The sequence below is a fragment of the Micromonospora sp. NPDC049044 genome (assembly GCF_040649215.1).
GTDB lineage: Bacteria > Actinomycetota > Actinomycetes > Mycobacteriales > Micromonosporaceae > Micromonospora.
Genome location: NZ_JBEZFA010000009.1, coordinates 173,426 through 185,857, shown reverse-complemented (window position 1 = coordinate 185,857; position 12,432 = coordinate 173,426). Strand labels below are relative to the sequence as shown.

The following is a 12,432-nucleotide window of genomic DNA, read 5'->3' as shown; positions in this document are numbered from 1 at the left end:
CCGTGCGTGGGGTGTCACGGTTGGGGTCCCGCCGGACATGGAGTGGATGTGAGCTCCGGGACAGGGCAGGACGAGGACCGCTTCCGGCGGGCCTACACCGAGGATTTCGAGTCGTTGCTGGCGTACGCGTTGCGGCGCGTCGCGCATCCGGAGGACGCGGCCGACGTGGTCGCGGAGACCTTCCTGGTGGCGTGGCGTCGTCGGCAGGACATGCCGGTCGTCGGTGAGGCTCGGCTGTGGTTGTACGGGGTGGCCCGGCGGGTGCTGGCGAATCATCACCGTGGTGGTGTCCGGCGGCAGCGCCTGGGTGAGCGGTTGCGTCAGCAGATCGCCGCGTCGGTGCCCGATCCGGGCAGTGCGGTGCCGGAGCGGCTTGCCGTCCGGGCGGCGTTGGCGGGTCTGCCGGAGGTGGACCGGGAGGTGCTGATGCTGACCGTCTGGGAGGGGTTGCAGCCGCATGAGGTGGCGGCGGTGCTGGGGGTGTCTCCGGCGGCGGTGCGGACCCGGTTGTCGCGGGCGCGGGCGCGGTTGCGGGGGTTGGTCGGTGACGACCCGGGGCCGCCCGGACATGTACTCGACGTGCTGACCACTTCCACCCGCAAGGAGGACTGATGACCACAGGGGAGCGGGTCGACCAGCTGGTTCGGGATGCCGATCCGGGTGGGCTCGGGGTGATGGGGGACTTCGGCGGGGTGAAGCAGGCCCTACTGGAGGACATCATGTCCGAGTCGTTGGTCCGGCGTACCGTCGGGATGCCGCGGCGGCGGGTGTGGGTGCGTCGCTTCGCGGGTGTCCTGACGGCGGCGGCCGTGCTCCTGAGCATCGTGCCGGCGTCCATGCTGTTGCGGGGGCAGGCTGAGGACGACGGGGTCTCGCCGCTCGCCAGCGCGGCTGCGGGAGCCGGGGCCGTCTTTTCGCCGTTGGTGATGGAGGCGGCGGAGAGGAGCCCGCGGTTGCTGATCGACCAGGCCGGTTGGACGGTGACGGCCCTGTCCGAGTTCTCCAAGGACTATGGCGTGGTCAGGTTCCGCCGGGGTGGGCGGGAACTGGAGATGAACTGGTATCCGGCGTACGTGTACGCGGACCGGTATGCCAATCAGCGCGATGAGGGGCCGGGGAAGTCGGTGCGGGTGGACGGTTGGCCGGCTGATGCGTTCCAGAGCCTCAGCGGTGATTTCACTGTGCTGGTGCGTCCCCGCGACAACCTGGTCGTGGAGATGAAGACCTCCGAGGGCTGGTCGCGTAAGGACCTGGACCGGGTGCTCGCGGACGTCGTTCGGGTGGATGCGCGGACGTGGTTGGCGGTGCTTCCGGCGGAGATGGTGATGCCGGTGCGGGAGCGGGCGGGGAAGGTGCTCGCCGATGTGCCGCTGCCGCCGGGGTTCGATGTCGCCGCGTTGGAGGAGATCGGGTTGAGCGACTCGTACCAGTTCGGTGTGGGGGTGACGTCCCGGGTGGGGTGTGGGTGGATCGCGGAGTGGCAGCGGGCGCGGGCGGTCGGGGATGAGGCCGGGGTGCGCCGGGCCGTCGAGGCGCTGCGGGGCAGTCACGGGTGGCGGGTGTTGCGGGAGATGGACAAGGCGGGTGACTGGCCGGAGGTGTTCTGGGAGTACGCCGACGAGGTGGCGGCCGGGACGTTGCGGGCGGGGTACGTCGAGGGTTTGAGCTGCCGGTGACGGAAGACGACGACACCCCGGGCGACCTTCGCCGGGGGTGTCGTCGTCGGTGGGTCAGTCGTCGCGGTGGTCGGCCCACCACTGTTGGCCGTCGGCGGGCAGGGTGTCGATCGGGTCGTAGTAGGCGTAGCGCTTGTTGAGCGCCTCCAGGTCGGCGGACTCGATGGAGGTGCGGTAGTTCTTGGTCCAGTAGGAGATGCCGCGGTCGCGGTCGTAGTCGGTGAGCATGTGCACCCAGCGCTTGCCGACGAAGGGGACGTCGCAGACGATGCGGGGGGTGGCGTAGCCGGGGAGGTAGCCCATGATGTCGTGCTGGAGTTGCTGGGCGTGCCAGACCGGGACGCGCCAGTGTTCGGCGTTGGGGATCATGTCGCACATGTAGAAGTAGTACGGCAGGATGCCGGCCTCGCCTTGCAGGGCGAAGCAGAGGTCGAGCAGTTCGGGGGTGGTGGCGTTGACGCCGCGCATGAGGACGCCCTGGTTGCGGACGTCGCGGACGCCGACGTCGAGGGCGGTCTGGGCGGCCTTGGCGACCAGTGGGGTGAGCGACTGGGCGTGGTTGACGTGGGTGTGGATGGCGAGGTTGACGCCGCGGCGGCCGGCGGTGCGGGCGACGCGCTCCAGGCCCTCGACGACGTCGGGTTGCAGCCAGTGCTGGGGCAGGCCCATGAGGGCTTTGGTGGCGAGGCGGATGTCGCGGACCGTTTCCAGTTCCAGCAGGCGCATGAGGTACGACTCGAGGTTGCGCCAGGGGACGTTGGCCACGTCGCCGCCGGAGACGACGACGTCGCGGACGCCGGGGTGGGCCTTGAGGTAGGCGATGTGGGCGTCGTAGCGGTCGACGGGCTTGAGGGTGAGTTTGAGTTTGTCGACGGCGGGGGTGGAGTTGCCGACGAGGTCCATGCGGGTGCAGTGGCCGCAGTATTGCGGGCAGGTGGAGAGCAGTTCGGCGAGGACCTTGGTGGGGTAGCGGTGGGTGAGCCCTTCGGCGACCCACATGTCGTGTTCGTGGAGGCTGTCGCGGCTGGCGTAGGGGTGTGAGGGCCAGTCGGTGCGTCGGTCGGAGGCGACCGGGATCATGTAGCGGCGGATGGGGTCGGCGAGCAGCGCCTCGGTGGTGGGGGTCGCGAACGGCACCATCGTGTTGATCATTTGGGGTGGCACCAGCATGGACATGGTGGCCATGGCCTTCTGGTCGGCCTCGAGGTCGGTGTAGAAGCTCTCGTCGATCAGGTCGCCGAAGACGGCGCGGAGCTGCTTGGTGTTCTTGACGCAGTTGACGCGTTGCCACTGGGCGGATTCCCACTGGTCGCGGGTGATGTGGCGCCAGCCGGGGAAGCGGGTCCAGTCGGGTTCGACCAGGGGGCGGCGGTGGTATTCGTAGGGCTGCCCGGCGGTCGGTGTGGCGACCGGGGCGTGACGGGGGTGCGGGATGGTCTGGGTCACGGCCCCTCCTCGTGCTGCGGCTGATCTTCGAGGCCCGAAGGCTACTGGAAAATATTCGGTACAGAAACTAGTCTGCCGTAAGTTTTCCCGTTACGCGAGCCTTGACCGGGGCTTCGGGCGGCTGGACAGGGGGAGGTCGGCGTGACGTCACCGGTGGGACTGCACCGCGTCGTGCAACCGGCGGGGGTGCTGCCGCAGGCGGCCTGGCGGCTGGACACGTCGGCGGCGATCGCGCCGAACGAGGTGCGGATCCGGGTGCAGCGGCTGAACCTGGACGCGGCGAGTTTCCGGCAGTTGTCGGAGAAGCACGGCGGGAACGGAGATGCCGTGCGCGCCGAGGTGCTGGAGATCATTTCCACGCGGGGCAAGATGCAGAACCCGGTGACCGGCTCCGGTGGGATGTTGATCGGCACTGTCGAGGAGGCCGGTCGGCGGTCCCCGCTGGGGCTCAAGGCCGGTGAGCGGGTCGCCACGCTTGTGTCGTTGACGTTGACGCCGCTGGTGATCACCGACGGGTTGGCGCGGTGGGACGGGCGCAGCGAGCAGGTGCCGTGTGACGGGTGGGCGATCCTGTTCGCGCGTTCCATCGCCGCCGTGCTGCCCGACGACGAGGACCCCCAGTTGTCTCTGGCGGTGCTGGACGTGTGTGGGGCGCCCGCGCTGACCGCCCGGGTGGTGTCGCGTTATGTCGAGGAACGCGGTCGGGCCGGTGACCCGACGCCGGTGCGGGTCGCGGTGATCGGCGGGGCGGGCAAGAGCGGGTCGTTGTCGCTCGCCGCGGCGCGGCGGGCCGGTGCCGCGCGTACCGTCGGGGTGGTGCCGGTGGTGGCGGAGCGGGACGCGCTGACGGCGGCCGGCCTGGCGTCGGTGGTGGCGTTGGCCGACGCGCGGGACCCGGTCGGGTTGTCCACGGCGGTGACCACGGCGCTGGGTGCCCCGGCGGACGTCACGGTGGTCTGCGTGGACGTGCCGGGGTGTGAGCACGGGTCGGTGTTGGCCACCGCGGACGGCGGGACGGTGATCTTTTTCTCGATGGCGACGAGCTTCGCCGCGGCGGCGTTGGGCGCGGAGGGGTTGGCCGCGGACGTGACGATGCTGGTGGGCAACGGGTATGTGCCGGGGCACGCGGAGTTGGCGCTGGGCCTGCTGCGGGCCGAGCCGGGGGTGCGTCAGCTGTTCGCGGCGCGGATCGCGGCAGACTGAGGCCATGACGAACCCCTCGACGTTGTACCGCGGCGGTGTGCTGCATTGTCCCGCCGATCCGAGCGCTACCGCGCTGCTGGTGTCCGGTGGGCGGATCACCTGGTTGGGGACCGACGGTGACGCGCCGTCGGCGGACCGGGTGGTGGATCTGGACGGGGCGTTGGTGACGCCGGCGTTCGTGGACGCGCACGTGCACGCCACCGACACGGGGTTGGCGTTGTCCGGGCTGGAGTTGTCCGCTGTGCGCTCGGCGGCGCAGTTGTTGGACGCGGTGGCCGGGTTCGCGGCGGGTCTGCCGGCGGACGCTGTGGTGCTGGGGCACGGTTGGGACGAGTCGGGTTGGTCGGATTCGTCGTTGCCGGACGCGGCGGCGTTGGATCGGGCTGCCGGTGGGCGGCGGGTGTACCTGTCGCAGGCGTCGATCCATTCGGCGTTGGTGTCGTCGGCGTTGTTGGCGGCGTGCCCGCAGGCGGCCGACGCGGCCGGGTACGACGCGTCGGGGTGGTTGCGGCGCGACGCGCATCACGTGGTGCGGGCGGCGGCGCAGGGGTCGGTGAGTCGGGCGCAGCGGGTCGCCGCGCAGCGGGTGGCTCTGTCGCACGCGGCGTCGTTGGGGATCGCGGCGGTGCACGAGTGTGGTGGGCCGGAGATCTCCGACGAGGAGGACTTCACCGGCCTGTTGGGCATCTCGGGTGCGGGTGTGCCGGAGGTGTACGGGTACTGGGGTGAGTTGGGTGGTGCGGCGCGGGCCCGGGAGTTGGGTGCGGTGGGTGCCGGTGGTGACCTGTTCGCCGACGGGGCGTTGGGGTCGCGGACGGCGCACCTGTCGCAGGCGTACGGCGACGGTGACGGGTGTGGGCACGGGTATCTGACGGCCGAGCAGGTGCGTGATCACCTGTTGGACTGCGCGGCGCACGGGATGCAGGGCGGGTTCCACGCGATCGGTGACGCGGCGATCGGCACCGTCCTGGACGGGTTCGCGGCGGCGGCCGCAACAGTGGGTGTGGAGCGGTTGCGGGCGGCCCGGCACCGCATCGAGCACGCCGAGATCATGAACAGGCGGTTGATCGCGCGGTTCGTGGAGTACGGGGTGGTGGCGAGCATGCAGCCGGCGTTCGACAGGTTGTGGGGTGGCGCGGGCCGGATGTACGAGTCGCGGTTGGGGTTGGACCGGTCGTTGGAGTCGAACCCGATGGGTGCGATGCACTCGGTGGGTGTGGCGTTGGCGTTCGGGTCGGATTCGCCGGTGACGCCGCTGGACCCGTGGGGGTCGGTGCGGGCGGCGGTGGCGCATCACAATCCGGCGCAGCGGATGAGTGTGCGGGCGGCGTTCGCCGCGCACACCCGTGGTGGGTGGCGGGCGGTGCACCTGGATGTCGAGGGGGTCCTGGCGTTGGGTGCGCCGGCGACGTTCGCGGTGTGGTCGACGCCGGCGGGGGTGGATCGGGGTCTGCCGGTGCTGCTGGCCGAGGATCCGGAGCTGCGGGGTCCGGACGACCCGACGCCGTTGCCGGCGTGCCGGCGCCTGGTGCTGCGCGGTGAGGTCATCTACGAGGAAGGGTCGTCGTGAGCGAGCAGAGCGAGCGAACCGGCAGGCACCGTGGCGGGGCGTTCACGCCGACGCGAAGCGGTGGCCGGAATGTGCGCACGAGTGGTGTGGCGGGGGCGGCGACGTGACCGGCAAGCTTGATCTTGATCCGGTGCTGGTGGCGCGGGCACGGGAGTTGGCGCGCCGGGCCGGGCAGCCCGTGGTGGACCTGGCGCGCAGTCACACGACGGTGTCGGTGGAGCGGGCGGTGTTGCGGCTGGCCGGGGTGACCGGTGCGGACCCGGACGGTATTCCGTGGGTGAACCGCCTTGTCGACGCCGTGGCCGCTGACGTCGGTCTGGGGCACGGGGTGGCGGTGCCGGTTTTCGACGCCCTGGCCCGGGAGGGCGTCAGCGACGTGACGTTGCTGGCGCAGAAGGCGGCGGCCGGGTCGGTGCGGTTCACCCAGCCCACCGGTCGGGCCGCGACGGCGGCCCGGTCGGCGGCGCGCAAGGCGGTCGGCGCGGGGATTCGGCGCATCGACCGTCGGCGCGCTGAGCGGGACCGGCTGATCAAGCGGCACGGGGACCCGAAGCAGCGGCCGTGGATCTATCTGATCGTGGCGACGGGGGACATCTACGAGGACATTCCGCAGGCGCAGGCGGCGGCGCGGGCGGGCGCGGACGTGATCGCGGTGATCCGGTCCACCGGGCAGTCGTTGCTTGACTACGTGCCCGAGGGCGCGACCCGGGAGGGTTTCGCCGGCACGTACGCCACGCAGGAGAACTTCCGGTTGATGCGCGCGGCGCTCGACGAGTCGTCGAAGGAGGTGGGCCGCTACGTGCGGTTGACCAACTACGCGTCCGGGTTGTGCATGCCGGAGATGGCGACCCTGGCCGGCCTGGAGCGGCTCGACATGATGCTCAACGACTCGATGTACGGGATCCTGTTCCGCGACATCAACCCGGTGCGCACGTTCGTCGACCAGCGGTTCTCCCGGCAGGTGCACGCCCGCGCCGGGATCATCATCAACACCGGTGAGGACAACTACCTGACCACCGCGGACGCTGTCGACGAGGCGCACACGGTGACGGTGTCGCAGTTGCTCAACGAGTTCTTCGCGCACGAGGCGGGGTTGGCGGACTGGCAGTTGGGCCTGGGGCACGCGTTCGAGATCAACCCGGCGGTGCCGGAGTCGTTCCGGTTGGAGTTGGCGCACGCGCTGTTGGCCCGGGAGTTGTTCCCCGACGCGCCGCTGAAGTGGATGCCGCCGACCAAGCACATGACCGGTGACGTGTTCCGGGGCAACCTGCTCGACGGGTTCTTCAACCTGGCGGGTGCGCTGACCGGTCAGGGCATCCTGCTGGTGGGGATGATGACCGAGGCGGTGGTGACGCCGTGGTTGTCCGACCGGGACATCGCGTTGCAGAACGTGCGGTACGTGCTGGGCGCCGCCGGTGGGCTGCACGAGGACTTCGTGCCGGCGCCGGACGGGTTCATCCGCCGCCGCGCCAACCAGGTCCTCGGTGAGGCACTGGACCTGTTGGCGCGCATCGGGGAACAGACGCTGCTCACGGCCATCGCGGAGGGCACGTTCGGGATCATGAAGCGGCCCGCCGACCGAGGTAAGGGACTGGCCGGGGTTGCCGCACACGAGGCGGACTACTGCAACCCGGCCACCGACATCCTGGAGGCCGCGGCGTGAGCGCGCAGAGCAGCAAGCAGATCGTGCGGCCGTACGGGGACACCACCGGTGACGGGATGGTGCAGGTGTCGTTCACGCTGCCGGTGTCGCACGACAAGCGGGCCGAGGGCGCGGCGGTGCAGTTGGCCAACAAGATGGGCATGGACCCGGCGATGGTGGTGCACGCCAAGCCGATGGGTGACGGGTTCACGTTCTTCGTGGTGTACGGGCGGGTCAACCACCTGGTCGACCTGAACGCGGTGCAGGTGGTGGAGCGCGACTTCGCGTTGCTGTCGGCGAAGGACGTCAACGCGGTGATCAAGCAGCGGTTGCGGCGCAAGGTGTCGGTGGTCGGTGCGTGCATCGGCACCGACGCGCACACGGTGGGCATCGACGCGATCCTCAACGTCAAGGGCATCGCGGGGGAGAAGGGCCTGGAGTACTACCGGGAGTTGAAGGTCACCAACATGGGGGCGCAGGTGAGCGTGCCTGAGTTGGTGGAGACGGCCCGGGCGGAGAAGGCCGACGCGGTGCTCGTGTCGCAGGTCGTCACGCAACGCGACGCGCACCTGCACAACACCCGGGAGATGTCCGCCGCGTTCCGGGAGGCCATGCCGGCCGGTAAGCGGCCGCTGCTCATCGTCGGCGGCCCCCGCTTCGACGAGACGATGACCGACGAGTTGGGCGTGGACCGGATCTTCGGTCGGGGTACCACGCCCGGCGAGGTGGCCAGCTACCTCGTGCACGCCCTGATCACACAGCGGAAGGCGATGGCATGAGCGACGAACGGCTCGGGTTGACGGTGACGCACCGGCGGTATGTGCCGTACTCGCACGCCCACTACGCGGGCAACCTCGTCGACGGGGCGTACGCCCTGGGGCTGTTCGGGGACGTGGCGACCGAGGTGTGCATCCGTACCGACGGTGACGAGGGCCTGTTCGCCGGATACTCCGACGTGCGGTTCAGCGCCCCCATCCACGCCGGTGACGTGATCGAGGTGACCGCGCAGGTGTCGCGGGTCGGCGCCCGCAGCCGCACCCTGGAGCTGTCCTGCGTGGTGGTGTGCCGGGGCCGCCCGGACCGCTCCGAGTCCGCCGCGGAGGTCCTGGACCCGCCGATCGTGGCGGTCACCGCGACCGGCACCGTCGTCGTCCCCGCCGCCAGCGTGAGTCGCGAGGAGTGAGCCGGGGTTGCGAGCCCCGCAGTCGCGAACACCTGAGGCACCGTGAGTCGCGAGGAGTGAGCCGGGGTTGCGAGCCCCGCAGTCGCGAACAGGAGGGCCTGTGACGCTGGCGGTGTGCGCGGACGTCGGGTCCACGTACACCAAGGCGGCGGTGGTGGACCTGACCGGCGGGGTGCTTGTCGGCGCGGCCGCCGCGCCGACCACTGTAGGCACCGACGTGTTGCACGGCCTGGACGCCGCGGTCGCGGCGGCCACGGCCGGGCTGGGGGTGCGTGACCTGCCGTGGTACGTGTGTTCGTCGGCCGGCGGTGGGCTGCGGCTGGCGGTGATCGGCTACGAGCCGTTGGTCACCGCGCAGGCCGGGCGGCGGGTCGGGTTGTCCGCCGGCGCGCACGTGGTGCACGTGGCGGCCGGCCGGCTGGGCGCTGCGGACCTGACGGCGTTGCGGGCGGCCCGACCCGACGTGGTCCTGCTCGTCGGTGGCACCGACGGCGGTGACGCCGACACGATCACCCACAACGCGACGCGGCTGGCCCGGGCCCGGTGGCGGGTGCCGGTGGTGTACGCCGGCAACGGTGACGTGCGCGCGGAGCTGACCGGGTTGTTGGCGGCCGCCGGGGTGCCGGTGACGGACGCGCAGAACGTCCTGCCGCGCATCGGGGTGCTGGCCCCGGCGGCGGCGCGGGCGGCGATCCGCGCGGTGTTCCTGCGTCACGTCATCGGTGGTAAGCGGCTGTCGAAGGGCACCCGGTTCGCGCGGCTGGTCCGGGCGGCCACCCCCGACGTGGTGCTCACCGGGGTGGAGGTGCTCGCCGGCACCCTCGGTGGTGACCTGGCCGTTGTCGACGTGGGGGGTGCCACCACCGACGTGTACTCGGTGCTCACCCCCGATGAGCGGGCCACCGGCCCGGCGCGGGAGGTGGCCGGGAACCTGTGGCGGGCGCGCACTGTCGAGGGTGACCTGGGCATGCGGTGGAGCGCCCCGGGGGTGCTGCGGGCCGCTGTCGAGGAGCGGCTGCTCACCGCGGACGAGGCCGCCGGGCTGGGTGCCGCCGCGGCGCGGCGGGCCGCCGACCCGGCGTTCCTGGCGGTCGACGACGCCGAGCGGGCCGTGGACGCCCGCATCGCCACCCTCGCGGCGACTGTGGCGTTGCGCCGGCACGCCCGCGGCGCTGCCACCGGGGAACGGGCCGGGCGGGACCTGCGTGACGTGCGGCTGCTCGTGGGTTCCGGTGGGGTGCTGCGGCACGCGCCGGCGGACACGTCCGGGCAGGTGTTGGCGGCGGTTCTGGCCGACCACGCCGGCGGGTGGGCGTTGCCCCGCGCCGCCGCCGCGGTCGTCGACGCCGACTACGTGCTCGCCGCCGGGGGGTTGCTCGCCGAGGAGCACCGGGCGGCGGCGGGGGCGTTGCTGCGCCACCATCTGCGCACGCATTGAGACTCGCCGACCCGACACGCCGTGGCGCAACACACGACAGGCCCGGGTGGGTTGACAACCGACGGGGGTCGGCACGTACCGTCTTTGAGTCCTACCACGGGAAGCGGCTGTTGTTCGCTTCGTCCTCTCGTCCGCTGGCCGAGCGACATTTTTCAGCGTCATCGTCGCGGCGGCCAGGTCCAGCGGGCGGGGGTCGGCGGGGCGGCGCGAACCGGCCGCGGTTACCGGTGTACGGGCAGGGTGAGGTGCACGGCCAGTAGACAACGGCCCGGCGGGGGCAGCCAGTCCACGTCCGGTCGGTCCGAAGGTCGTCGTGCCCCATCCTCGCCACACCGGCCGGGAAGGGCCTGGGAGCATCGGGGCGCGGCGCGAGCCGCGCCCCGATTTCACTTTCACGTCGACCCCCACCCCACCGACTCGCCGATCTTGCAGTTTTGTGGTCGAGTTGGGCGGGAACGCCCCTTGTGTCGCAGCAGAAACGGCAAGATCGCGGAGCTGGGCCGGGGCGCGGGTGGCGGCCGGGTAGCCTTCGGCGCGTGATCGAGGTGAAGCTGCGGTGACGACCCTGGACCGGGACGAGAGTCACGTCCCCACGGTGCTGCGCGCGCCGGTCGCGGCGGGTCGGCCGCTGCCGCTGCGCGTGGCCGCGCCCATGGCCGTGATCGCCGGGCTGGCCCTGCTGCTGGCGTTCCCGCCCTACGGGGTGTGGCCGCTCGCGCCGGTAGGTGTGGCGCTGTTGGCCGCCGCCGCCCACCGGCGACGGGTTCGTGCCGGCGCGGGCCTGGGTTTCCTCACCGGGGTGGCGCTGTTCGCGCCGATGCTGGCCTGGACGAACCTGCACACCGGTTACCTGCCGTGGGTGCTGCTGTCGCTGCTGCAGGCCGGCTACCTGGCGCTGCTCGGTGCCGCCACCGCCTGGGTGTCCCCGCTGGCCGACCGTGGCCGCTGGGAGTGGCCGACGCTGACCGGGCTGCTGTGGGTGGGGCAGGAGGCGCTGCGCGACCGCACCCCGTTCGGCGGTTTCCCGTGGGGGCGGTTGGCGTTCAGCCAGGACGACTCTCCGCTGCTGCGCCTGGCCGCGCTCGGCGGCGCGCCGCTTGTCACCTTCGCGGTGGCCCTGGCCGGCGGGTTGCTGGTCGCCGCCGCCTGGCGCGGCTGGGCCGCCCGTTCCACCCCCCAGGACGCCACCTGGCACGCCGACACCCCGCCGGATGCCACCTCACACGCTGACGGCCCGCAGGGCGTTGACCGGCCGCTGGGGGTCACTGCCGGGCGGCGGTGGGCGCCAGTGGCCGTACCGGCCGTCCTGGCCGTCGCGCTGAGCGCCGTGGGGCTGTTCGTGCCGGTCGCCGCCGCCGGGTCCGGCGCCACAGTCACCGTGGCGATCGTGCAGGGCAACGTGCCGCGCCTCGGGCTGGACTTCAACGCCCAACGGCAGGCGGTGTTGGACAACCACGTCGACGCCACCCTGAAGTTGGCCGCGCGGGTCGCCTCCGGCGCCGAGCGGCAACCCGACCTGGTGGTGTGGCCGGAGAACTCCAGCGACATCGACCCGCTGCGCAACCCCACCGCCGGGGCCCGGATCTCCCAGGCCGCCGACACGGTCCGCGCGCCCATCCTGGTCGGCGCGGTGCTGCTCGGGCCCGGCCCCGGGCAGGTCCGCAACGCGGGCATGCTGTGGCGGCCCGGCACCGGCGCGGACATGGACCAGCTCTACGCCAAACGGCATCCCGTGCCGTTCGCCGAGTACGTGCCGTTGCGGGACATCGCGCGCAGGGTCAGCAAGCAGGTCGACCTGATCCGCAGCGACTTCGTGGCCGGTAGCACCCCGGGCGTGGTACGCGCCGGCCCGGCCGTGCTCGGTGACGTGATCTGTTTCGAGGTCGCCTACGACGAGGTGGTCCGCGACACCGTCACCGGCGGCGCGCAACTGCTTGTGGTGCAGACCAACAACGCCACCTTCAACGAGGCCGAGGCCCTCCAGCAGTTGGCCATGGTGCGGCTGCGGGCCGTCGAGCACGGTCGGCCGGCGTTGATGGCGTCCACGGTCGGCGTGTCCGGGTTCGTCGCCCCCGACGGGCGGGTAAGCGATGCCACCGGGTTCAACACCCGGGAGGTCGTGGTGCGGCAGTTGCGGCTCGACGACGGGCGTACCCTCGCCACCCGCCTCGGCTGGTGGCCGGAGGTGACGCTCGCCGCGCTGGCCGTGGCGGCCCTGGTCGGCGCGGCGGTGCTGCGTCGGCGGCAGCGGGTCATGCCCGGGTAGCAACAGCC

10 protein-coding genes are annotated in these 12,432 nt (G+C 71.9%); 9 read left to right on the top strand and 1 reads right to left on the bottom strand.

Annotation, left to right across the window (positions count from 1 at the left end; all coding sequences use genetic code 11):
* Positions 1-48: 48 nt before the first annotated feature.
* Together AB0B85_RS10230 and AB0B85_RS10225 are read left to right on the top strand one after the other, a co-directional pair.
* Positions 49-612, top strand: coding sequence for an RNA polymerase sigma factor (locus AB0B85_RS10230; RefSeq protein WP_357405630.1), 564 nt, complete (start codon positions 49-51; stop codon positions 610-612).
* Positions 612-1,676: a hypothetical protein gene (locus AB0B85_RS10225; RefSeq protein WP_357405628.1), complete on the top strand. Its 1,065-nt coding sequence runs from the start codon at positions 612-614 to the stop codon at positions 1,674-1,676. The genes AB0B85_RS10230 and AB0B85_RS10225 overlap by 1 nt, the downstream gene beginning before the upstream one ends.
* A 54-nt stretch (positions 1,677-1,730) precedes the next feature.
* On the opposite strand, the gene AB0B85_RS10220 is transcribed toward AB0B85_RS10225, so the two are convergent.
* Positions 1,731-3,122: a lysine 2,3-aminomutase gene (locus AB0B85_RS10220; RefSeq protein ID WP_357405626.1), complete on the bottom strand. Its 1,392-nt coding sequence runs from the start codon at positions 3,120-3,122 to the stop codon at positions 1,731-1,733.
* A gap of 153 nt (positions 3,123-3,275) precedes the next feature.
* Between AB0B85_RS10220 and AB0B85_RS10215 the strand changes: the two genes are divergently transcribed.
* From AB0B85_RS10215 to lnt, 7 genes are all read left to right on the top strand, one after another.
* Entirely contained in the window at positions 3,276-4,325 is a 1,050-nt protein-coding gene (locus tag AB0B85_RS10215; protein ID WP_357405684.1) for a zinc-binding alcohol dehydrogenase, read from the top strand.
* A gap of 4 nt (positions 4,326-4,329) precedes the next feature.
* A complete protein-coding gene (locus AB0B85_RS10210; protein WP_357405624.1) occupies positions 4,330-5,895 on the top strand; it encodes an amidohydrolase in 1,566 nt (521 codons plus the stop codon).
* Between the two features lie 103 nt (positions 5,896-5,998).
* Positions 5,999-7,558 carry a lysine 5,6-aminomutase subunit alpha gene (locus AB0B85_RS10205; protein ID WP_357405622.1) on the top strand — a complete coding sequence of 520 codons (1,560 nt, stop codon included), beginning with the start codon at positions 5,999-6,001 and terminating at the stop codon, positions 7,556-7,558.
* Complete coding sequence (locus tag AB0B85_RS10200; protein WP_357405620.1) at positions 7,555-8,316, top strand: OAM dimerization domain-containing protein; 762 nt, start codon at positions 7,555-7,557, stop codon at positions 8,314-8,316. The genes AB0B85_RS10205 and AB0B85_RS10200 overlap by 4 nt, the downstream gene beginning before the upstream one ends.
* A complete protein-coding gene (locus tag AB0B85_RS10195; protein ID WP_357405618.1) occupies positions 8,313-8,720 on the top strand; it encodes a hotdog domain-containing protein in 408 nt (135 codons plus the stop codon). The genes AB0B85_RS10200 and AB0B85_RS10195 overlap by 4 nt, the downstream gene beginning before the upstream one ends.
* Before the next feature lie 100 nt (positions 8,721-8,820).
* Entirely contained in the window at positions 8,821-10,158 is a 1,338-nt protein-coding gene (locus AB0B85_RS10190; protein ID WP_357405615.1) for a glutamate mutase L, read from the top strand.
* A gap of 595 nt (positions 10,159-10,753) precedes the next feature.
* Complete coding sequence (gene lnt / locus AB0B85_RS10185) at positions 10,754-12,424, top strand: apolipoprotein N-acyltransferase (protein WP_357405682.1); 1,671 nt, start codon at positions 10,754-10,756, stop codon at positions 12,422-12,424.
* Positions 12,425-12,432: the final 8 nt, after the last annotated feature.

Bases quoted from the DNA above. Each gene is read 5' to 3' on its own strand.
- AB0B85_RS10195 (WP_357405618.1), top strand. From the start codon at position 8,313: ATGAGCGACGAACGGCTCGGGTTGACGGTGACGCACCGGCGGTATGTG.
- AB0B85_RS10225 (WP_357405628.1), top strand. From the start codon at position 612: ATGACCACAGGGGAGCGGGTCGACCAGCTGGTTCGGGATGCCGATCCG.
- AB0B85_RS10210 (WP_357405624.1), top strand. From the start codon at position 4,330: ATGACGAACCCCTCGACGTTGTACCGCGGCGGTGTGCTGCATTGTCCC.